Genomic DNA, 21,696 nt, shown 5'->3' with positions numbered 1-21,696 from the left:
CGGAACATGGATCAATCATATAGCGTACCTACTTGGCCTTTTCCAGCTCCAGCAGCCGGGCCGCGTGTTCCTGGATGCTCATGACCTCGTAGTCGTCCTTTTTGACCACGTCAATGGCCATCAGTGCGGCTGAGAATTCGGTGATGGTGGTGAACTGCGGCAGATCGGCGGCTATGGCGGCCACCCGGATCAAATAGCCGTCAGAACGGGAACCCCTGGAGCTGGGCGTGTTGAGGATCATGTCGATGGTCCCATCCTCAATAAGCTGGACAGGATTCCGGCCCATATGCCTTACTCCGTCAGAATCAGTAAAAGCCTGACCCTGCTCCTCACCATCGCTGATCTTGTCGACAACGGCCACATCGAAGCCGTACCGGCGCAGGACAGAGGCCGTGCCACTGGTGGCGCAGATGCTGAAGCCCTGCTCCAACAGGCGGGCTGCCAGCATGGGCAGCTGGCGCTTGTCCGCATCATTGACCGACAGGAAAACGACCCCGCTGGTAGGCAGACCTCCCTGGTAGGCGGCCAGCTGGCTCTTGGCGAAAGCGTGGGGAAAGTCCCGATCGAAGCCCATGACCTCTCCGGTGGAACGCATCTCCGGGCCCAGCAGGATATCTACGGTCCGACCCACTGGAGTACGGAAGCGCTTGAAGGGCAGGACGGACTCCTTGACCGCCACAGGCTGACCGATGCGAACCATGCCGCCGTCGCCGACAGGCAAGAGCAGACCATTGGCTCGTTGCTGGGCGATGGACTCCCCCACCATGATCCGCGCCGCAGCCTTGGCCAGCGCCGTACCCGTGGCCTTGGAGGCAAAGGGGACGGTCCGGGATGCGCGGGGATTGGCCTCGATCACATAGAGGGTGTTGGCCATGAAGGCATACTGAACATTGATCAGCCCCTGGACCCCGCACCCTTGGGCTATAGCCAGGGTGGCCTGCCGCAACCGATTGATCTGGTCGTCGGAGAGGGTTGAGGGCGGCAGGGTGCAGGCGGCATCGCCGGAGTGGACTCCGGCCTCCTCCACATGCTCCATGATTCCGCCGATGTAGAGCTCCTGCCCGTCATAGAGGGCATCCACGTCGATCTCGATGGCGTCCTGGAGGAACTTGTCGATCAGCAGGGGTGAGGGCAGACGGCCGGAGACCACCGTATCGGCCTTGGCCTCATCCAGGGCTCGATCCACGTAGGTGGCCAACTGCTGGTCGTCGTAGACGATCTCCATGCCTCGTCCGCCCAACACGTAGGAGGGCCTGACCAGAACCGGGTAACCGATGGCGTGGGCTGCCTCCTTGGCCTCATCCAAGGAAAGAGCAGTGCCGTACCGTGGAGCGTTCAAATGCTCCTTGCTGAGCACCTGGCCGAAGAGTTCGCGGTTCTCGGCAAGGTCGATGGACTCGGGACTGGTTCCCAGAATGGGCACCCCGGCCGCCTTGAGCCTGGCCGCCAGAGACAAGGGCGTCTGACCGCCCAGCTGGACGATGACCCCTTTGACAGGTCCCATGGCCTTCTCAGCTCGGTAGATCTCCAGAACATCCTCGAAGGTCAGCGGCTCGAAATAGAGCCTGTCCGACATGTCATAGTCGGTGGAGACCGTCTCGGGATTGCAGTTGACCATGATGGTGTCATAGTCCTTGCCTAGCTCCTGGACGGCGTGCACGCAGGTGTAATCGAACTCGACCCCCTGACCGATTCGGTTGGGCCCCGAGCCCAGGATGATGACCGCCTCGCGCTGACGGGGTCGCAGCTCGGACTCGTCGGCGTAGCAGGAGTAGTAGTAGGGCGTGACCGCATCGAACTCAGCTGCACAGGTGTCCACAGTCTTGTAGACAGGATGAAGACCGAAGGCCCAGCGAAGTTCCCTGACGACTGCCTCGCCCTGGTCACCCATGCCACGCAGGTGGGCAATCTGCAGGTCGCTCAGCCCCGATTGCTTGGCCCGGCGCAGCAGGTCCTCGTCCAGGACCTCGGACTGGCGCACTTGGAGGGCCAGATCATTGATCATGCTGATCTGCTCCAGGAACCAGGGGTCGATCCTGGTGGCCTGGTGGACCTGCTCCACGGTGGCTCCGCCCCAGAAGGCTCGCTGAATCTGCAGGTAGCGGTGCTCTGTGGGAGTGTGCATGGCCTCCAGCAGCTGGTCCGTCTCGGCCTGGTCGGGCCTGGGGCCATCCCAGGAGAAGGTCATGTGCCGCTTGTCGATGGAGCGCATGGCCTTGCCCAGGGACTCGCGGAAGTTGCCAGCCAGAGCCATGGCCTCGCCCACGGACTTCATCGAGGTGGTCAGGGTCGTGTCCGCCCCGGGGAACTTCTCGAAAGTGAAGCGCGGAATCTTGGTGACCACGTAGTCGATGGTCGGCTCGAAGGAGGCAGGGGTTGAGCGGGTGATGTCGTTCTCTATCTCGTCCAAGGTGTATCCTAGGGCCAGCTTGACTGCGATCTTGGCGATGGGGAAGCCGGTGGCCTTGGAAGCCAGAGCCGAAGACCGTGAAACACGCGGATTCATTTCGATGACGATGATCCGGCCGTTCTTGGGGTTGACGGCGAACTGGATGTTGCAGCCGCCCGTATCCACCCCCACGCCGCGGATGATGGCGATACCGATGTCGCGCATCCGCTGATACTCCCGGTCGGTCAGGGTGAAGACCGGGGCCACGGTGATGGAGTCGCCGGTGTGCACGCCTACCGGGTCTACATTCTCGATGGGGCAGACCACAACCACATTATCCAGGCGGTCGCGCATGAGCTCCAGCTCATACTCTTTCCACCCTTCGATGCCCTCCTCCAAAAGGATCTCATCGGTGGGCGAATAGTGGATGCCAGCACCGGCGATCCGCCTCAGTTCCTCACGATCGTGGGCGATGCCTGAGCCCAGGCCGCCCATGGTGAAGGAGGGACGAACCACCAGAGGGTAGCCCAGTTCAGCGGCAACTGCCTCGGCCTCATCCAGACTGTGGGCGATGCGGGACTTGGCTGACTCGGCGCCGGCCTGGTCCACCACCTGCTTGAAGAGCTCACGGTCCTCTCCCCTGTCGATGGCCTCCAGCGAAGCGCCGATCAGCTCCACCCCGTAGCGCTCCAGCACGCCGGCCTTGCCCAGCTCCACGGCAGCGTTCAGAGCGGTCTGGCCGCCCAGGGTGGGCAGCAGCGCATCCGGCCGCTCCTTGGCAATGATCCGCTCAAGGAAAGGCAGAGCGATGGGCTCTATGTAGGTGGCATCGGCCATCTCGGGATCCGTCATGATGGTGGCGGGATTGGAATTGACCAGGATAACGCGAATCCCCTCTTCGCGCAGCACCCGGCAGGCCTGTGTCCCCGAATAATCGAACTCGGCCGCCTGCCCGATGACGATGGGCCCAGAGCCGATGACCATGACCGAATGGATGTCCTGCCGCTTAGGCATGTGCCTTCCCTTCCTTGGCGTCCTGCATCAACGTGATGAACCTGTCAAACAGATAGGAGGCATCGTGCGGACCAGCCGCCGCCTCCGGATGATATTGAACGGAGAAGGCCGGAATATCCAGGCACTCCAGACCCTCGACCACGCCGTCGTTGAGATCGACATGAGAGACCCGAACACGACCATATCGGCCCTCACCATAGGGCGAGGGCACCGGGTCACCCTTGGGCGCCTTGACTGCGAACCCGTGATTGTGGGCAGTGATCTCCACCTTGCCAGTGCTGAGATCCATGACCGGCTGATTGATGCCGCGATGACCGAATTTCAGCTTGTAGGTCTCGAAGCCCAGGGCACGGCCCAGTAGCTGGTTGCCCAGGCAGATGCCGAAGAAGGGCAGCCTTGCATCAAGCACCTGGCGCAGGAGGGCCACCTCATGGTCGGCCGTAGAGGGGTCGCCGGGACCGTTGGAGAAGAAGACGCCATCTGGATTGAGCGAGCGGATGGTCTCCATGGTGGTGCCCACGGGCAGCAGGTGGACCCGGCATCCGCGCTCGGCCAGCCGATGAGGGGTCATGGCCTTGATGCCCAGATCGACAGCAGCCACCGTGCAGAGCGGCTCCCTATCCTGATATTGACCGCAAGGCTCCACCGTGTAGGGATAGTTTGTGCTGACTTCGCCGGTCAGGTGGGAGCCGCCCATGGTCGGCGCCTGTCTGACTCGATCCAAAAGACTCTGGATGCTGCCATCGTCCAGGGCCGACCCAGAAAAAATACCGGCCCGCATGACGCCCGCTGAACGCAGGTGCCGTACGAGCCGGCGAGTGTCTATGCCGCTGATGCCGACGATGCCTTGGTCAATCATCTCCCCTTGGAGACCGCCTGTAGCCCGCCAGTTGCTGAAAGTGGGACTGGGTTCCCGGACCACATATCCGGCCACCCAGATCCGTGATGATTCACCGTCCTCCCCGTTGACACCGGTATTGCCGATGTGCGGAAACGTCTGGACTACTATCTGTCTGTCATAACTGGGATCGGTCAGGGTCTCCTGGTATCCGGTCATCCCCGTGGCGAATACGACCTCACCGATAGTGCTGCCCAGTGCCCCGAAGGCCTTTCCCTCATACACCTGGCCGTCCTCCAGCAGAAGGATGGCGGAATCGGAGAAACGACGATCGGAGGCGATGGCGTTGGTGTCCTTCAGGTTCACCGAACCCCCTTGTTTGCCGTGGATATTCGCACCTATATTAATGTCCCCCATGGATCATGCCGACTAGCTCGCCCAAAAGATGATTGGGCAAATCTTGCAGCAAGGCCTGCTGTTCAATAAATCTCAATATGGAAAAAGGCCGACCTGATGCCCTAACAGCCAGCGGACATCGGTCGGCCTTTATCCGAATCATTACTCAGTCGCCTGAAGGAAGATCCACATCCGGGGTCAGTTCCTTCGGCAACGTCAATTTCAACTGATCCAGACTGGGAGCCGACTGGTCGGCATCCTCATCCTCGTGTGTACCCTCTGCCGATTCCGACTCGCTGTCAGCATGGCCATCCCCAGAGGAGACTGGCTCAGAGGCTGCGATCCCTGCTTTTGCCTTATCGGATTCATCATCCGAAGCGTCCGCATCGGCCTCGGCATCAGCCAGGGCAGCGATCCGATCGGCTTGCTCACGACGAGCCTGATGCTCATCCTTCTCCTGCTCCAGGGCGCTGAGAACGCCGTGAATGAAGGAGGGGGCATCAGCATCAGAGAGGGTCTTGGCCAGGGACAGGGCCTCATCGATGGCCACCTTGTCGGGAACGTCAGGGTTGTAGAACATCTCCCAGGCGGCGATACGCAGAATGTTGCGGTCGATGGCATGCATGCGGCTCAGCGGCCACCGGGTGGAATGGGTCTGCAGGGCCTCATCAATATTTCGACGATGTTCTGCCACACCCTCAACGATGGTCACGGCATAGGCAGGCAGAGGTGTCTGTGCCCCCGGCCTAGCCTTGCGCTCCTCCAACAGGGAGAGGAAATCCTGGCTCTTCTCATCGGCCTCATACAGGGTGTTCAAGGCCCGCTTGCGGGCTGTGGAACGTGCCATGGATACGTGGTTTCCAGACTTGCTCAGTTCTCGCGGCCCAGGTAGGAACCGTCGCGGGTGTCCACCTTGACCTTCTCGCCCTCACCCACGAAGAGGGGCACCTGAATCTCTGCTCCGGTCTCCACAGTGGCGGGCTTGGTGCCGGCGTTGGAGCGGTTGCCCTGGACGCCGGGCTCAGTTGCGGTCACAGTCAGCACCACGGATGCAGGCAGTTCTACGGACAGCGGGTTGCCGTCATGGAAGCTGATGATGCAGTCGGTGCCCTCAAGCAGGAAGCGTTCCTGATCGCCGACCAGGGTTTCGGGGATGTTGACCTGTTCGTAGGTGTTCATATCCATGAAGACGAACGAGTCGCCATCCCGGTAGGAGTACTGCATGGTCCTATTGTCGACGGTCTCGAAGTCCATCTTCATGCCCGCGTTGAAGGTGCGGTCCACGATCTTGCCCGAAAGGACGTCCTTGATGGTCGTGCGCACAAAGGCCGGCCCTTTGCCTGGCTTGACATGCTGGAACTTAATGACGGTCCAAAGCTTGCCGTCCAGGTTGATGACCGATCCGTTCTTGATGTCGTTGGAAGTCTGTGCCATCTTGATACCACCTCATTCTTATGAACGTTCCTTCGGAGGGCTCCTGGCCATCTGCCGAAAGCACCGGGCCACACAGGATCCAGCCCGCTCGCGATAAATCCTCGCCTATTATGCCACGGCGCATGAACACCGGGGCTGGCCCGGCGGCGAAGCCTGCCGGATATGGGCGGGGCCCGGAATCACAGAAAGGATTCCGGGCCCCGTCATCGGATTGTGTCGATAAGCGACAGGCAATCCTACTCGATGATCTTGGTGACTCGGCCTGAGCCAACCGTGTGGCCGCCTTCACGAACAGCGAAGGTCAGGCCCTCTTCCATGGCGACGGGCTGGATCAGTTCGACAGAGAAGGTGGCGTGATCGCCGGGCTGAACCATCTCCACGCCCTCGGGCAGGGTGATGACGCCGGTGACGTCGGTGGTCCGGAAGTAGAACTGCGGACGGTAGTTGGAGAAGAACGGCGAGTGGCGTCCACCCTCGTCCTTGGTCAGCACGTAGACCTCGCCCTCGAACTTGTGGTGAGGGGTCACGGTGCCGGGAGCAGCCACAACCTGGCCGCGCTCAACGTCCTCACGGCCGATGCCGCGCAGCAGCAGGCCGGTGTTGTCGCCAGCCTCAGCCTCGTCCATCTGCTTGTGGAAGGTCTCGATGGAGGTGACGGTGGTGGACTGGGTCTCACGCAGACCGACGATCTCCACGTTGGTGTTCACGGGCAGCTTGCCACGCTCGACACGGCCGGTCACCACGGTGCCACGGCCGGAGATGGTGAAGACATCCTCGATGGGCATCAGGAAGGGCTTGTCCAGGTCGTGGACCGGGGTGGGGATGTAGTCGTCGACGGCATCCATGAGGTCCTTGATGGTCTGAACCCACTTGTCGTGGTCAGGGGCATCGTCATGCAGGGCGCCATAGGCGGAGGTGCGGATGACAGGGCAGTCGCGATCGAAGCCGTTCTCGTCCAGCAGATCGCGGACTTCTTCCTCGACCAGCTCGATCAGCTCTTCGTCGTCGACCATGTCGCACTTGTTCAGGGCGACCAGGATCTTCGGCACGCCGACCTGGCGGGCCAGCAGCACGTGCTCGCGAGTCTGGGCCATGGGGCCGTCAGTGGCGGCGACCACCAGGATGGCGCCATCCATCTGAGCAGCGCCGGTGATCATGTTCTTGACGAAGTCGGCGTGTCCGGGGCAGTCCACGTGGGCGTAATGGCGCTTGGCAGTCTGGTACTCGATGTGCGCGATGTTGATGGTGATGCCGCGCTCCTTCTCCTCAGGAGCAGCATCAATCTGAGCGAAATCGTACTCGGGGTTGACGTCCGGGTACTCCTCGTGCAGCACCTTGGAGATGGCCGCGGTCAGGGTGGTCTTGCCGTGATCGACGTGGCCGATGGTGCCAATGTTAACGTGCGGCTTGTTCCGCTCGTACTTTTCCTTTGCCATTATGTTTTGTCCTCCTGGACGTCTCGTAGGTTGCCTGCACGAACCACGCACAGAGCACTCGCTACATATTACTGGGTTATCGGGTTCTTTGCCACTTTTGCCCTCCGCCCAGTCAGCGCTACAAGAGTGTAGCGCCGACTTGTGACAGAAGAGCCTTTTTGCGGCGGCCCGCAGTAGCGGCGGACCGGACCGGCATTACTCGCCCCGCTGGGCCTTGATGATCTCGTCGCTGACGGCCTTGGGGACCTCAGCGTAGGAGTCCATCTGCATGGTGAACATGGCGCGCCCCTGGGTCTTGGACCTGAGGTCGCCAATATAGCCGAACATCTCCGACAGGGGCACCTTGGCGTCGATGACCTTGACACCGGTGGCGTCGGTCATGGACTGGATGGAGCCACGCCGGGAGTTGATGTCGCCCATGACGTCGCCCATGTACTCCTCGGGAGTACGGACCTCCACAGCCATAATAGGCTCGAGGATGACGGGCTTGGCCTTGGGAGCAGCCTCCTTGAAGCACATGGAGCCTGCAATCTTGAAGGCCATCTCCGAAGAGTCGACCTCGTGGATCTGGCCGTCGGTCAGGGTCGCCTTAACGCCCACGACCGGGAAGCCTGCCAGCACGCCGGACTCCATGGCCTCCTGCACACCAGCATCGACCGAGGGGATGAACTCCTTGGTGATATGGCCGCCGGTGACCTTGTTCTCGAAGATGTAGGATTCGCCCTCAGAAGTATCCAAGGGCTCGAAGTTCATGAGCACCTTGGCGAACTGGCCGGAACCGCCGGTCTGCTTCTTGTGGGTGTATTCCTGGTTCATGACGGGCTTGCGGATGGTCTCGCGGTAGGCCACCTGGGGCTTGCCCACGTTGCACTCCACATGGAACTCGCGACGCATGCGGTCCACCAGGATGTCCAGCTGGAGCTCGCCCATGCCGGAGATCAGGGTCTGGCCGGACTCTTCGTCGGTCTTGACCTGGAAGGTGGGATCCTCCTCGGAGAGCTTCTGCAGGGCGATGCCCATCTTCTCCTGGTCGGCCTTGGTCTTAGGCTCCACGGCCACCTCGATCACAGGATCGGGGAAGGTCATGGATTCCAGCACCAGCGGCGCCTTTTCGTCGCACAGGGTATCACCAGTGGTGACGTTCTTGAGCCCGACGAAGGCGTAGATGTTGCCGGCGATGGCCTCATCGACCGGATTCTCCTTGTTGGAGTGCATCTGGAAGAGCTTGCCGACGCGCTCCTTCTTGTCCTTGGTGGAGTCCAGGACCGTTTCGCCCTGAGCCACCTTGCCGGAGTAGACGCGCACATAGATCAGCTTGCCGTAGAAGGGGTGGGTGGCCACCTTGAATGCAAGGGCTGAGAAAGGTTCGTCCACGGTGGGCTTGCGATCGATCTCGACGGACTCGTCGCCGATCTTGTAGCCCTTGATGGCCGGCACGTCCTCGGGGCTGGGCAGGTAGTCCACGACCGCGTCCAACATGGGCTGCACGCCCTTGTCCTTGAAAGCGGATCCGCAGAAGACCGGGAAGGCTGACTGCTCGATGGTCATCTTGCGCACAGCGGTGCGGATCTCCTGCTGGGAGATCTCTTCGCCGCCCAGGTACTTCTCAAGCAGGTCCTCGTCCGACTCGGCCACGGCCTCGAGCAGCTCGGTGTGGTACTGCTCGGCCTTGTCCTTGAGATCATCGGGGATGTCGATGGTCTCATACTTGGCGCCTAGGTCGGCCTCGTCCTTCCAGTAGTAGGCTACCATGCGAACCAGGTCGACCACGCCGTGGAAGTCGCTTTCAGCGCCGATGGGCAACTGCATGACCAGCGGCTTGACGCCCAACTTGTCCTTGATGGTGTCCACCGAGTAGTAGAAGTCGGCACCCAGCTTGTCCATCTTGTTGATGAAGCAGATGCGGGGCACGCCATACTTGTCAGCCTGACGCCAGACGGTCTCGGACTGGGGCTCCACGCCCTCCTTGCCGTCGAACACCGCCACAGCTCCATCGAGCACGCGCAGGGAGCGCTCCACCTCGGCGGTGAAGTCCACGTGGCCGGGAGTGTCGATGATGTTGATCTGGTAGCGGTCCTCAGGATCGTGAGACTGACGGTTCCAGAAGGCCGTGATGGCGGCGGAGGTAATCGTGATGCCACGTTCCTTCTCCTGATCCATCCAGTCCATAGTGGAGGCGCCATCGTGGGTCTCGCCGATCTTGTAATTGACGCCGGTGTAGTAGAGGATACGCTCGGTCGTCGTTGTCTTGCCGGCATCGATGTGGGCCATGATGCCGATGTTGCGGACCTTGGTCAGGTCCGTGAGCACGTCTTGTGCCATAATTCCTTGTTCTCGCTCTCTTGGGATTACCAGCGATAGTGGGCGAATGCCTTGTTGGCCTCGGCCATCTTGTGGGTGTCCTCGCGGCGCTTGACCGCGGCACCCAGGCCGTTGGAGGCATCAAGGATCTCGTTGGCCAGCCGCTCCGACATGGTCTTCTCACGACGGGCGCGGCTGTAATCGGTCAGCCACCGCAACGAGAGCGTATTGGCGCGGTTCGGCTTGACCTCGACGGGGACCTGGTAGGTGGCGCCGCCGACACGACGGCTGCGGACCTCCAGGCTGGGACGAATGTTGTCCAAGGCGCGCTTGAGCACGGCCACAGGCTCCTGGTCGGTCTTCTCCTTGACCTGCTCCAGAGCGGTGTAGACGATGTTCTCGGCGATGGACTTTTTGCCGTCCAGCAGGATCTTGTTGATCAGCTGGGCCACCACGGTGGAACCGTAGATGGGATCGGGCAGGAGCTGATGCTTTTTAGCTGGTCCTTTGCGTGACATGTGTTACTTGGCCTTCTTTGCTCCGTACAGGGAACGGCCCTGCTTACGATCCTTGACTCCCTGGGTATCCAACGCACCGCGCACGATGTGGTAGCGCACGCCGGGCAGATCCTTGACACGTCCGCCGCGCACCAGCACGATGGAGTGCTCCTGCAGGTTGTGGCCCTCGCCGGGGATGTAGGCGGAAACCTCAATGCCGGAGCTCAGACGGACACGGGCAACCTTCCGCAGAGCCGAATTCGGCTTCTTGGGGGTGGTGGTGTAAACACGGGTGCATACGCCGCGACGCAACGGGCTGCCCTTAAGCGCCAAAGTCTTCGACTTGCGAGGCTTGGCCTTGCGCCCTTTGCGGACGAGCTGTTCAATTGTTGGCAACTGACTCTCTCCGATTCCTTCGATGAACTTGTCTTCGTTTGCACTGCGAGACCGCCGCACCGCAGCCGCAGTCGCTCCCAAAAGGAGAGATCAGCCACTGTCCACCGGCCCGATGGCCCCTGATCCTCCTGCTGGGCATTGCTGCCTGCACTCTTCGGATCCGGGGATACCCCGACGAGCCCACCTGTAACATAAGGCGTGCTGTCGGCACACACGATGAAAAGTATATCATCGGGGCAGACATGTCCATGTCTTGCACTTGGAAGTATGCTCTAGGCTGTGCTCGCTGCAATGCCGCACTGAAACTGTTAATGGGAGATCCTTGCACATGCCTTATATTTACAGATACCTACAATGAGGTACCCGTCTATGGCAGATTCCTACTATACACATATATAGGTATCGGAAAAGCACATCTGGATCGGTAAATATAGTCACCAGAAACATCAATGCCAGCGTCCGGAAATGCTCTGACATTTGTGAATGGTCAGCGTCTACTTATCTTCCTTGTCAAGAGCCTGGCGGACGTAGTCACGCAGGATCAGGGCATGGTTGACGGCTGGGTCCTTGGCTGCATAAACCAGTGTTGTCCGATCATGTTCACGCGCGATGCTCAGCAGATCCTCCAGGGCGGGATTGTCATCCAGCTCAATGCAGTAGCGGCGTGCAAAGTCCTCGAAGCGGTCCGGATCATGGTGCCACCAGCGCCGCAGATCCGGACTGGGCGCAACATCCTTGAGCCAGCCGGACAGGGCTGCCCGCTCCTTGCTGACGCCGCGCGGCCAGAGCCTGTCGACCAGGATGCGGACCCCGTCCTCGTCAGCGGCCTGCTCGTATACGCGTTTAATATCCACCTGACCCATCATCCGCCTCCTGAAACCAGGGACCCGTATGATCCCCATGACTCCTTCGACCATGATATTGACTGAGTCTGCATTACGGAAGAGGCGGCGACAGCCATACCGGGGCGTAGGCTGATGAGTATGCTTACAGACGCAGAAAGGGTCAAGGCAGCCGGATCAAACGGCAGCAGACCGAGCCCTCGAGCCTGCAAATCAGCAAAACCGACCGGATCAGGGTCCAAGGGTCGACAGTGGCGTCGTTTATGGATACCCGACCAGATAGGCGGCTGGGCCATGGCCTTGATGCCGGGCCTGGCTGGGCTGCTGGTCGGAGGCCGAACCTGGAGGAGCCTGCTGCTCATGGTCGCTTGGGCTTTCTGCTACTGCTTTGAGTTCACGGGCTCGCGGTGGATGGTTTCGCACCGAGCTGCCAGATTCGCGCCACCGGCTTTGGGATACGCTCTGCTCACGGCTGTGACCGGGCTGATCCTGTTGGTCGGCACCCCTGGGCTCCTGCGATGGGCCCCGCTCTACCTGGTGCTGGGCGTGCTGAACTTTGCCGCCGCCTGGATGCGCACGGAGCGCTCTTGGTGGAACGATGCCGTAGCGGTGATTGCAGCCTGCATGCTCTGTCTGATCGTCGTTTCCTTAGGGTCACGATTCCAGAAGCCGGAATCGGGTCTGACAGGTGCCAACGCCGGCTACTCTGGATGCCAACCGAATCCTGCAGTGGACTGCTTTGCCAGCGGATTCCTGCCAAGCGCCTCCCTGCCATCGATCGGAGTGGTCAGTGCAGCGGTCTTCGCTGTGACCCAGTTCGGGTCGGTCATCTTCGTCAAAACCATGATCCGCGAGCGTGGCAAGACCTGGTGCTACCTGCTTTCGCTGACTTGGAACCTGGCCCTCTGCCTGATCGGGGTCGCCATGGTGCACACCGCAGGATGGTGGCCTCTGCTGACCGGCCTGGTTTTGCTGGTGCGTGCGGCCCTGCTGCCTGCCATCTCCCGTCGGCGCCGCATTCCCATTTTGTATGTGGGCCTGGTTGAATGTGCAACCAGTCTGCTGGTCTTCATTATGGTGGTCGCTCAGGCTGATGTGATGACCGCGTCTCTGACTAGTCTGCTTGGCGCATGATCGCAGGTTCGTCCACACATGTCACCCACGTCACCCACGGGTTCGGGCCTGTCTGGAATGACCAGTCCCGTGTGCTGATCCTTGGATCTATACCCAGCCCAAGTTCTCGCGAGGCTGGCTTCTACTACATGTTTCCGCGCAACCGCTTCTGGCCTGTACTGGCCGCACTCTTCGACCAGCCTGTTCCGGAGCCCGATCCGGCTGTCCGCGCTCGGTTCGCCCTCAATCACCGCATAGCGCTCTGGGATGTCGTTCAGGAATGCGACATCTGCGGCGCCTCCGATGCCTCCATCACCGGAGTGGTGCCGACCGACATCGCCGATCTGCTGGATGGTGCGCCGATCGGCACCATTTTCACTACAGGACGCAAGGCCGGTCAGCTTTACCGTCGCTACTGCCTGCCGGATCTGGAAGAGAAAGGGCATCGACCGACGATGATCAATCTGCCGTCCACCAGCCCTGCCAACGCCGCTATGAGTCTGGCTGATCTGATCAAGGCCTACCAGCCGGTAAGAAAAGCGCTCGACAACGAAGAGCCTAAGAGGCAAGACAATCGCATCGACTATGTCAAATAAACAAGTACCGACTATAGAAGCCCAAGATGTTAGGAATCTACCCAAGGATGAATTCGTCTTCCCTGGTCCAGAACGTGACCGCCTGGTGGAGGCTATTCTGGACGGGCGCAAAACTGCTACGACCAGTCTTATGGCAGAGTTCATCCATGGTCATGAACCACTTCCCTCCTCCGGCCGACGAACAGTTTTAGTGGACTCAGATGAGCAACCGGTTGCCGTCCTCAGATATGCCTCGGTGAGCGTGACCCGACTGGGCGTGGTCGCGCTGCAGCATGTTCTGAACGAAGGAGAAGGCCATAAAAGTCTGGCGGAGTGGCGAGAGTCTCATGAGTCCTTCTGGACCTCAGAGAACATGCGACAGGCACTGGATGATCCCGACTTCGCCGCCGACGACAAGACCCTGGTGGTGCTGGAAACTTTTTACGTAGAGGCCGCGGTCGTGAATTGAATATGCATGAAATATGCCAAGACAAAACCTGGCTTTTATCGCATGGGTCACACCTCACCGGCGTGCCATGTCGCGCCATCGTGTATAGTTTCATCTGTTGCATTGATCCGCATCGCGGGTCGATTCACCATGGTGGCTATAGCTCAGTTGGTAGAGCACCTGATTGTGGTTCAGGAGGTCGCGCGTTCGAGCCGCGTTAGCCACCCCACCACAACCTTGCTTCCGCTTGACAAGCAGGGTTTCCATATGTGCAGAAGGACTTTTTAAACTACTCTTGTATGCCATTTGTGTGCCTTAGATAAAAGTGCTGACGGTTGACATACGATTAGAGCCCACCAAGATTATTTTCCTCTCTACAGAACTTGTGCAAGTTATTTCAATGCAATCCTGCAGTAAAAGCTCATGTTCGCAGAAAGTTGTTCCGATCAGCAGAAAGATCAAAGATCTTGAGAGAAAGAAATAATTGGCAATTATTAGGAGCAGCACCAAAGATCGAGCAGAGTAGTTGATGATAAACTTTGTGCTCACATATTTATTTTAATTCCCAATAGCTTTAGATTTACGCTAGCCGTTAAGTAATTGATGTCGCCCCATTAAATATGCAGATTTCTAGGAAACAGACCTCTCAAAAGCAACTACAGGCAGAACCTTGAAATGGACTATGCAGAATGCTTCATGTTTAATGAACACTAGGCACTTTGACATAACAATAATTTAAGTTTAACATATACAACTTTCTTCAATACAATGCTGCCTTTGCGAAATACCAGGGAGTAGATTGCTCCACACAACTCGGATAGCTCCGAAACAATCATGAAGCGGCCACCCTATATAACCCGATATATTTAAATGCCTCTTTGCCTATATTCCATTTTGAAAGGAGAATCATGGTAGGTAAAACCTCTTCACTTGCAACACATGTCCAAAACATGAAACAGACAGCAGTTTTTGCTGGTTCAAAAAACGACCAAAGAGCATATCGCTTCCTGCTCGCCAGAGAATGGAGCACCGACGCTGAAAAGCCGAATCCGGCATGCATCATTATGCAGAATTTTTTACGGGCAACGAATACGATGACCGCCCCGCTATAGATAAATGCATAAAACTCGTTCAAAAATGGGATGACAAAAAGGACTATGTCATGATGGCATAGCAATAGTTGATCTTTATGCCGGTGTAAGACCTCCTGGCAAAGAACCATTTCAAGCGGTAAACGACCCAATTGGCTCTGAAAACGACGAATTCACAAGGGAGGCAATCAGTAAATACTCTGATAGCATCATTGCTGCTTGGGGAAATGGATCGGGTGATCCGCCAAAATTTACGCGTCGCTGCAGAGCATTATGGGCAATGCCACCCAAGACTGGGATTTACTGTCTAGGCACAAAGAAAGAGGGACAACCCCGTTGTTTTACATTGGCTGATAGGTTACTTATTCAAAATGGCCAAGAGAGTTGTGATTTGAAGAAGAACGATAATCACCAGATTTATAGCTAGCTTTGCTTATTTCCTGCATCGGTGAGAGCTACGATGACTTATCGTATAATGGATTTTAGTAATAATGAAGCGAAAAACGGCGCAATGGCTATATTCTATAATTCGCTTGCTGAATTAGTTCAATTTATAGGCGTATCCTAACAAAAGATATTTACATGAGGGGAGCACTAACCTGCTCCCCTCACTACGAGATTCATCACTCTGCTCTTGTAATTAATCAAATAGCAGTTGGCTCCAGTCCAGCATAAAGCCAGCTGCTGGCCCTGCAAACAAGGTTCTTTGCATGCTCATAATTCCCGCAACGCCAACAGGCGCTCCAAAAACCAATCCAATCGCGAGACCTTTCAGCAAGCTGATTATTATTACTCCTGATAAAGTCGCGGTTTCTGACGCAATCACCTCGTATTCAAGGTCGCAGAATTATCTTCAATGGTTGTTTTCACAGGATCGACTCGCTCAGGTTCAATAGTAATCTCGCCGAATCCATCCGCCCGAATGGTTCCTGACTGCGGATTAAGTATGCTGTCTACATAACCCTTGGCTTCCACATTCACACTTGAGTACTCGAAAGCAAGGGTTGTATTGATCAGACGGCAATTGCGTAGAACAAGATTATCTATGTAGCACATACCCTGCAGGCTTTCAATCTGACAATTCTCGAAAGTCAGGTTTTTAGAGTTCCAACCCAGGTATTCCCCTGAGATGATTGAATTCCGCACTGTCACATTCTCCGTGTTCCAAAATGCGTCCTTGGACAGTATTCGGGCATGGTCAATATTTATGTCACTGGCACCATCAAAGGAGTAATTCCCATCTAAGCTGAAATCGCGTGCTCTGATGCCATGGCTGTTCATAGCAAAATAATCGCCTTGTGCGCTGACGCGCTCCATATCGATGTTGCGACAATTCCATAGCGTCTCATCAGCATTTGGCATCGTTACATTCCTCATTACTATGCCGCTGGAGCGCCTGAAAGTTTTGGGAGCCTGAATGGTGGTGTCCTCAAGGCTTATGTTGTGCGTATACCAGATTCCAGCTCTGGCCATGGTGAACAGTGTGCAATCCTCCAAGGAAATATCTTTGCAATACCATAGCGGATACTTCCACTGAAAGCCGCTTTGGCTAAGACGTATATCACTGGCATGCTTGAGTGGGGATTCCCCATCCGCAAAGGTGACCGAGTCAAAATCGTGATGCTTGCAGAAGAAAGCTGCACGTTCACCCGTCAATCGCCTTTGCACGGTTTTAGGACGCAGGTTGGGTTCTGCTTCCATGTCATTTAATTCTCTCATCCCAGAGACCGGCGACTTCCCCCTGATTTGAGCTCCAGATTCAGATCTATTCGTATTGATTTGAAATAAACAGGAAGTCATTAACTGTTCCTTTCGTCAAAGCAGCAAACGATTATATAGAATTCGTGAGGGCGAGGACGCCCAAGTACTGAAATCTAAAAATAGTAAACATCATTGTTTGATTCATATCAAATAACTATGTTCGATATATAATCATGCTTAATAGATATGGCAAGATAAGGGATTATGCAGTCATTTTGCGCGTTGACAACAGCTTGACATAAGCATAAGCATCGCGAACAAATCAAGGCCATTGATCGTGATCTTGTCAAAAGAGAACCACTTGGAGGCTCAAATTGAATTTACGGGTGCTGAGGTATTTCCTGGCCATCGTTGAAGAGGGAAGCATCACTGGGGCAGCTGAGTACCTAAGCGTATCCCAGCCATCCCTGTCCAGGCAGATAAAAGAGCTGGAAGAACATCTAGGTCACAAGCTCTTTGACCGCGGAAGCCGCACAATCACGCTGACTCCAGCAGGGGAACTGCTGCGTGACCGGGCACGCGAGATCGTGCTCATGGCTGACCGTGCCGAGGCTGAGCTCACAAGCATGGGTAAGCCGATCAGCGGCAATATCTACATCGGCGCAGGTGAGACGGAGGCTGTGCGCTTCCTGGCCAGGGCCGCAGAGTGCATGCTGCAGCAATATCCGCAGGTAAAGTTCCACATCTTCAGCGGGAATAGTCAGGCCGTAACAGATCAATTAGAATCGGGACTTCTGGATTTTGGCTTGCTTTTTGAGCCCGCGGACAACACCAAATACACCTATATCAGCTTGCCTACAGCCGACAGATGGGGGTTGCTCATGCGCAAGGACTCCACGCTGGCCAACCATGATGGCATCCGCCAGGAAGATCTTGAGCAGATACCCCTCCTGCTCTCACGGCAAGTCAGATTCGACAGAGAATTCAGCGGATGGAGTTCCTTCTCGGAGCACGATCTGCATGTTGTCGGAACATACAATCTGCTTTTCAATGCGTCACTATTCGTCAGCGAAGGATGTGGTTACGCGCTTTGCCTGGACCGCATCATCAATCTGACGGAGGATTCAAATCTGGTCTTCAAACCTCTGGCGCCTGAACTTAGAACCAGAGTGAACCTGGTCTGGAAGAGCAATAGGCATTTTTCACCGGCTGCGAGCCATTACCTGGAAATATTACGAAAGCAGATTGGTGCAGAAAACACCTGCAAATCAGCAGAAGCCCGGAAAACACTAGAATGCGACTCGCAGTATAAGCAAAACAACGAAACCCAGTCTGCACTAACTGGACTAACGTCTCAGAGAATTTAGCCATAGGGGTGCATGTGCTGACGCATCCGGTTCTTGTCCGGTATCATTCCTGATCATATCTGGAAAGCTCAATCAGATTCCTATCGGGGTCCCTGACGTACGCCGAGGTGATAGCCCCATGCGCACCAGTCCTGTTGACCGGGCCCAGATAGTCGACATGATGCTTATGAAGCGTTGCAACAACATCATCCAGCAAGTCCTCCACAAGCAGACGCAAGTCAACCGGGCCGGGCGTGGGCCTGTCAGCCTTGGGGTCAATCTCATGGGCGGTTTCGAATGGTGATCTTCTGTTGGCCGAATTTCAGCGCCAAACGCCCATCGCCGAGCGTCTGCACCTGCGTGCCCAGCACATCACGGTAAAACGCGCAGGTCGCATCGACATCCTGCACTGCGATGACTGGATGGTCCAAACCAGTGGTTCTCATTCCTTCAACTCCCATCGCTGTACAACCCAAGAGACAGCTAGATGCTCGCAAGCGAAAAAACGGCATCAGGGGTCAGCAGAGAGGGCGACCCATTGTCACAACAGACAAGACCCCTACCAGAGCCAAGAAAAACTGATCAGGTAGAGACGCGTCAATGGACTCATGCGAAAAACGAATACCAACATATAAGCAATCAGCATTATACATGCCGTTTCGAGAGTCCTAAACTGTTTCCGTTCATATCCAAAACAGGAATGAACCTGCGCATGCCGACTGGCGTCAGGCAATCTTGGGCCATCATACAGTCAGCAAGGAAGGGGACATCATGTCCACAAAGCAAACAGCAGGAAGAGAACAGTTGGGCGAATTCGCGCCTCAGTTCGCAGCTCTGAATGATGATGTTCTATTTGGCGAAGTCTGGGCCGATGAACAAGCGCTGCCCGCGCACGACAGAAGCATGATCACCATAGCCGCATTGATCGCCATGGGTAGCACAGAACAGCTCGACGCTCACCTGAACATCGGAAAAAAGAACGGCATCACCAAGGACGAGATCGCAGCGGAAATCACCCATCTCGCCTTCTACGCAGGCTGGCCGAAGGCCTGGTCGGCTTTCAACCGTGCCAAGCAAATCTGGCAAAATGATGACTGAAGGAGAATAAGGCATGAAGCAAAACACCAAGACGACAGTCCTGGTCTTCCACCCCCATATGGAAGCCTCACGGATCAACTCCCGCCTGATGCGGGAAGCCCTGGGGCATGAAGATGACGGCATCCTGGTCCGGGACGAATACGCTGCCTTGCGCTCAGGCCACATAGACATCCCGAGCGAGCAAGCATTCGTCAAAAGCTGCGACCGTCTGGTATGGCAGTTTCCTATGTATTGGTACAGCTGCCCCCCGCTGCTTAAGGAGTGGGAAGACCTGGTGCTCACCTACGGATGGGCCTACGGCACTCACGGTGATGCTCTGAAAGGCAAGGAACTCATGCTTACCGTCTCGGTTGGCTCTGCCGGAGAAAACTATCGCCATGAGGGAGAGTTCGGCTATACGGTAGATGAACTCCTGGCTCCGTTCAAAGCTACCAGCAATCTCATCGGTACCGTCTATCGGAAGCCCTTCATTCTGACCGGCGTTAGCTCAGGCATGAACGATCAGAGCCTGGAAAAGGCAGCCAAGGATTACTTGAGCCGTCTGCAAGGCGACTGGCCAGCACAATAAGCTAGTCGAGGCGCAGGTGCATAAAATAAGTAACAATCCCTGATATTAAAACAAGGGCGCTCACACTGGAGTCTTCAGGTGCAGGCGCCCTTGCCGTATCGGCTCAGCGGACCTCAGTCACTGTGTATAAGATATCCCATGCAAACGCGTGGCCTCATCAGGCGTATCCACATCAAGAATGAGCGGCCCTCCCGTATCCATGGCCCTGATGTCATGCATATCGTCATCATCAAGACTGAAATCTGCAATATTGTGGTTCTCGCGAATCCGTTCCTCATGCACGGACTTCGGGATGGCGCATATCCCCTGCTGGGTCAGCCAGCGCAATACCACCTGGGCCGGGGTCTTGCCATAACGCTGGCCAATACGCCTGAGGACAGGATTGTCGAAAATGTCCTGACGGCCTTCAGCCAGAGGCGCCCAGGCCATTGGGGCAACCCCTTGCTCAGCCATGACCTTTCGGAGTGCAATCTGCTGGGTGAAAGGATGCAGCTCAATCTGGTTGACCATGGGCGCAATTCGGCTGGAAAGAATCAAATCAATCAGCCGGTCAGGCAGGAAATTGCAGACCCCGATGGCACGGACCCGGCCTTGCTCGTACAGGTCTTCCATAGCCCTCCAAGACCCCTGATAATCGCCATAGGGCATATGGATGAGGTACAGATCCAGGTAGTCGGTCTGCAGGTTCATCAACGTCTTTTCAAAGGACTGCATCGTCCCCTCGTAACCATTTTGCTGAATCCAGACCTTTGAGGAGAGGCTCACTTCCTCTCGAGGAATGGCTGCTTCACTCAGAGCATCCCCTACTGCTCTCTCGTTGCCATAGCAGGCGGCAGTATCGATAAGGCGGTAGCCGTCATCGAGGGCCGACGCCACTCCACGCTTGCATTCAGCCAAATCATCTATCTGGTAGACTCCGTATCCTAATATGGGCAGTTCGAAGCCATTGCTCAACTGCAGTTTTTGCATACTCTATCCCCTCCATGGTGATGTCCTCCTGCAATCTAACAAAGCATGGGAAGACAGTACAATACCTGCTGCATATGGCTACCCATTCATCTTCTGCGTGAGTGGCGCACCAAACCTTCAGCCCCCCCCCTGCCAGTGGTGCTACAGTATCTTGCGGAAGCTTCCCTTCCCCGGACGAGACGCGCCGTACCCGGATTGACGACGACGCTCATCAGGTCACTCGCGGAAGGATGTGGTTGGTTTGCTCACACTGGTTCAACTTATTGGATTTTTGCTGCTACTCATGGCCTTTGTGCTAAGCCTGTCCAGCAGCAGTCGGGTCAACCTTGCTCTAAACCTTGTCGGCGCAAGCTTGCTGGCCGTCGATGCCCTGGCTAACCGACAGTGGGCCTTTTTTGCCCTCGAATGCGGATGGGCCCTGGTTGCGCTATACGCCATCATTCGTTCCCACTTAAAAAGCAAGTCACTCACAACCAAGGATTGCAGCTCAGCGACAAGGCAGGGGCGGGGCATCTGCATCCAGCCCATAGAGGCGAACCTGGCCGTTTGCAAGGTTGCTGATTATACAGAGGTAGATCTGAACTCACCTTACGTTTTTACAGGACGAACCGACCAAGAGGCTTCATTGGTCTGTCCAGCCGAGATGGTTCCCAGCCAGACTCTGGAACGCAGCGACGGATGGCGGGCCTTACGCATTCAAGGCATTCTTGATTTTTCGCTAATCGGCATCCTGGCGCCGATTGCCACCATCCTGGCAGACAGGGGCATAGGCATTTTCGCTGTCTCGACCTACAACACGGACTATGTCCTTACCAAGGCCGAGGACTTCCCTGCCGCCCTGGATGCCCTTGACAAGTCAGGATATACAATCATCTGACTGATCACAGCAATAGCAGCGCTGTCCAAGAGTCAAAAGTTCAGATCATGACCGCCGATGCAGACCATGAATAAACAAACACCCTCCGTCGTTGAATATATTGCAACGAATCCAGCGCTTTTGCAGGCCCCCTTCGTCTAACTCTCTGTGCTTCACCTGCACTTGGTCAATATCGAAATGATGCCGATCTAGCGCCGGTCAATGTCACTTTTACGAGAAAAGGACACATACACTGGCCTCAACGGAGGTTGCTTCCTGAAAATAGGCAGGCTGCCAGATGACCTGCCACAAGTGACGCGGAAGCACAAGCCTGGAGGATCAGATGAGCAACAATCGAAACGAACATGCAAATAAGAACCAAGGCAGG

At 56.6% G+C, this 21,696-nt stretch carries 22 protein-coding genes, 1 tRNA gene and 1 riboswitch; of the genes, 11 read left to right on the top strand and 12 right to left on the bottom strand.

Translation table 11 applies throughout. The features are described from left to right. Positions 1 to 28: 28 nt before the first annotated feature. From carB to J3T93_RS01970, 9 genes are all read right to left on the bottom strand, one after another. Positions 29 to 3,403, bottom strand: coding sequence for a carbamoyl-phosphate synthase large subunit (carB, locus tag J3T93_RS02010; protein WP_267430345.1), 3,375 nt, complete (start codon positions 3,401 to 3,403; stop codon positions 29 to 31). Continuing rightward, positions 3,396 to 4,607, bottom strand: a complete 1,212-nt coding sequence (carA, locus tag J3T93_RS02005; RefSeq protein WP_267430344.1) for a glutamine-hydrolyzing carbamoyl-phosphate synthase small subunit — start codon at positions 4,605 to 4,607, stop codon at positions 3,396 to 3,398. Before carA ends, carB begins: the two co-directional genes overlap by 8 nt. Positions 4,608 to 4,803: 196 nt before the next feature. Continuing rightward, the gene (gene nusB / locus J3T93_RS02000) at positions 4,804 to 5,484 is read right to left on the bottom strand and encodes a transcription antitermination factor NusB (RefSeq protein ID WP_267399657.1); all 681 of its coding nucleotides are present in this window, start codon (positions 5,482 to 5,484) and stop codon (positions 4,804 to 4,806) included. Between the two features lie 23 nt (positions 5,485 to 5,507). Beyond that, on the bottom strand, positions 5,508 to 6,071 hold the full coding sequence (gene efp, locus J3T93_RS01995) for an elongation factor P (protein ID WP_045924655.1): 564 nt from the start codon (positions 6,069 to 6,071) through the stop codon (positions 5,508 to 5,510). A gap of 236 nt (positions 6,072 to 6,307) precedes the next feature. Next, the gene (tuf, locus tag J3T93_RS01990) at positions 6,308 to 7,507 is read right to left on the bottom strand and encodes an elongation factor Tu (RefSeq protein ID WP_267399656.1); all 1,200 of its coding nucleotides are present in this window, start codon (positions 7,505 to 7,507) and stop codon (positions 6,308 to 6,310) included. 195 nt (positions 7,508 to 7,702) lie between these two features. Beyond that, positions 7,703 to 9,829, bottom strand: a complete 2,127-nt coding sequence (gene fusA, locus J3T93_RS01985) for an elongation factor G (RefSeq protein ID WP_045924656.1) — start codon at positions 9,827 to 9,829, stop codon at positions 7,703 to 7,705. A gap of 26 nt (positions 9,830 to 9,855) precedes the next feature. Continuing rightward, complete coding sequence (gene rpsG / locus J3T93_RS01980) at positions 9,856 to 10,326, bottom strand: 30S ribosomal protein S7 (protein WP_015022140.1); 471 nt, start codon at positions 10,324 to 10,326, stop codon at positions 9,856 to 9,858. Between the two features lie 3 nt (positions 10,327 to 10,329). Then, positions 10,330 to 10,701: a 30S ribosomal protein S12 gene (rpsL, locus tag J3T93_RS01975; RefSeq protein WP_015022141.1), complete on the bottom strand. Its 372-nt coding sequence runs from the start codon at positions 10,699 to 10,701 to the stop codon at positions 10,330 to 10,332. Positions 10,702 to 11,195: 494 nt separating this feature from the next. Then, positions 11,196 to 11,603 (bottom strand): DUF488 domain-containing protein, encoded by a 408-nt coding sequence (locus J3T93_RS01970; RefSeq protein WP_416378719.1) that lies wholly within the window; start codon positions 11,601 to 11,603, stop codon positions 11,196 to 11,198. An 81-nt stretch (positions 11,604 to 11,684) separates the two neighbouring features. Here J3T93_RS01970 and J3T93_RS01965 point away from each other — a divergent pair, with 81 nt between their 5' ends. From J3T93_RS01965 to J3T93_RS09995, 6 genes are all read left to right on the top strand, one after another. Then, complete coding sequence (locus J3T93_RS01965) at positions 11,685 to 12,677, top strand: YwiC-like family protein (RefSeq protein ID WP_267430343.1); 993 nt, start codon at positions 11,685 to 11,687, stop codon at positions 12,675 to 12,677. Further along, the gene (locus J3T93_RS01960) at positions 12,674 to 13,252 is read left to right on the top strand and encodes a DNA-deoxyinosine glycosylase (RefSeq protein WP_267430342.1); all 579 of its coding nucleotides are present in this window, start codon (positions 12,674 to 12,676) and stop codon (positions 13,250 to 13,252) included. The genes J3T93_RS01965 and J3T93_RS01960 overlap by 4 nt, the downstream gene beginning before the upstream one ends. After that, positions 13,242 to 13,700, top strand: coding sequence for an ASCH domain-containing protein (locus J3T93_RS01955; RefSeq protein ID WP_267430341.1), 459 nt, complete (start codon positions 13,242 to 13,244; stop codon positions 13,698 to 13,700). The genes J3T93_RS01960 and J3T93_RS01955 overlap by 11 nt, the downstream gene beginning before the upstream one ends. Before the next feature lie 132 nt (positions 13,701 to 13,832). Further along, positions 13,833 to 13,908 (top strand) — tRNA-His (locus J3T93_RS01950). Between the two features lie 679 nt (positions 13,909 to 14,587). Further along, a complete protein-coding gene (locus tag J3T93_RS01945) occupies positions 14,588 to 14,791 on the top strand; it encodes a hypothetical protein (protein WP_267430340.1) in 204 nt (67 codons plus the stop codon). Between the two features lie 58 nt (positions 14,792 to 14,849). Further along, a complete protein-coding gene (locus J3T93_RS09995; protein WP_416378821.1) occupies positions 14,850 to 15,197 on the top strand; it encodes a DUF1643 domain-containing protein in 348 nt (115 codons plus the stop codon). Between the two features lie 395 nt (positions 15,198 to 15,592). On the opposite strand, the gene J3T93_RS01940 is transcribed toward J3T93_RS09995, so the two are convergent. Next, a complete protein-coding gene (locus J3T93_RS01940) occupies positions 15,593 to 16,471 on the bottom strand; it encodes a DUF3737 family protein (RefSeq protein WP_267430339.1) in 879 nt (292 codons plus the stop codon). A 374-nt stretch (positions 16,472 to 16,845) separates the two neighbouring features. On the opposite strand from J3T93_RS01940, the gene J3T93_RS01935 reads away from it, so the two are divergent. Together J3T93_RS01935 and J3T93_RS01930 are read left to right on the top strand one after the other, a co-directional pair. Continuing rightward, positions 16,846 to 17,838, top strand: coding sequence for a LysR family transcriptional regulator (locus J3T93_RS01935; protein ID WP_267430338.1), 993 nt, complete (start codon positions 16,846 to 16,848; stop codon positions 17,836 to 17,838). 118 nt (positions 17,839 to 17,956) lie between these two features. Continuing rightward, entirely contained in the window at positions 17,957 to 18,121 is a 165-nt protein-coding gene (locus J3T93_RS01930) for a hypothetical protein (protein WP_267430337.1), read from the top strand. Here the strand turns inward: J3T93_RS01930 and J3T93_RS01925 are convergent. Beyond that, entirely contained in the window at positions 18,099 to 18,263 is a 165-nt protein-coding gene (locus J3T93_RS01925; RefSeq protein ID WP_267430336.1) for a VOC family protein, read from the bottom strand. The genes J3T93_RS01930 and J3T93_RS01925 overlap by 23 nt on opposite strands. A gap of 325 nt (positions 18,264 to 18,588) precedes the next feature. Between J3T93_RS01925 and J3T93_RS01920 the strand changes: the two genes are divergently transcribed. Next, positions 18,589 to 18,915, top strand: coding sequence for a carboxymuconolactone decarboxylase family protein (locus J3T93_RS01920; protein WP_267430335.1), 327 nt, complete (start codon positions 18,589 to 18,591; stop codon positions 18,913 to 18,915). A gap of 13 nt (positions 18,916 to 18,928) precedes the next feature. Then, a complete protein-coding gene (locus J3T93_RS01915) occupies positions 18,929 to 19,483 on the top strand; it encodes an NAD(P)H-dependent oxidoreductase (protein ID WP_267430334.1) in 555 nt (184 codons plus the stop codon). 117 nt (positions 19,484 to 19,600) lie between these two features. Here J3T93_RS01915 and J3T93_RS01910 read toward each other — a convergent pair whose 3' ends face one another. Continuing rightward, positions 19,601 to 20,452, bottom strand: a complete 852-nt coding sequence (locus J3T93_RS01910) for an aldo/keto reductase (protein WP_267430333.1) — start codon at positions 20,450 to 20,452, stop codon at positions 19,601 to 19,603. Between the two features lie 150 nt (positions 20,453 to 20,602). Continuing rightward, a riboswitch (guanidine-III (ykkC-III) riboswitch) is annotated at positions 20,603 to 20,663 on the top strand. 414 nt (positions 20,664 to 21,077) lie between these two features. Here J3T93_RS01910 and J3T93_RS01905 point away from each other — a divergent pair. After that, the gene (locus J3T93_RS01905) at positions 21,078 to 21,329 is read left to right on the top strand and encodes an ACT domain-containing protein (RefSeq protein WP_267430332.1); all 252 of its coding nucleotides are present in this window, start codon (positions 21,078 to 21,080) and stop codon (positions 21,327 to 21,329) included. Positions 21,330 to 21,696: the final 367 nt, after the last annotated feature.

Origin of the sequence: Bifidobacterium sp. B4111 (assembly GCF_026537235.1) — a bacterium.
In the GTDB taxonomy this organism is placed as follows: Bacteria; Actinomycetota; Actinomycetes; order Actinomycetales; family Bifidobacteriaceae; genus Bombiscardovia.
Note: the sequence above shows the minus strand (reverse complement) of the source record. Positions and strands in the feature narration are given on the sequence as shown.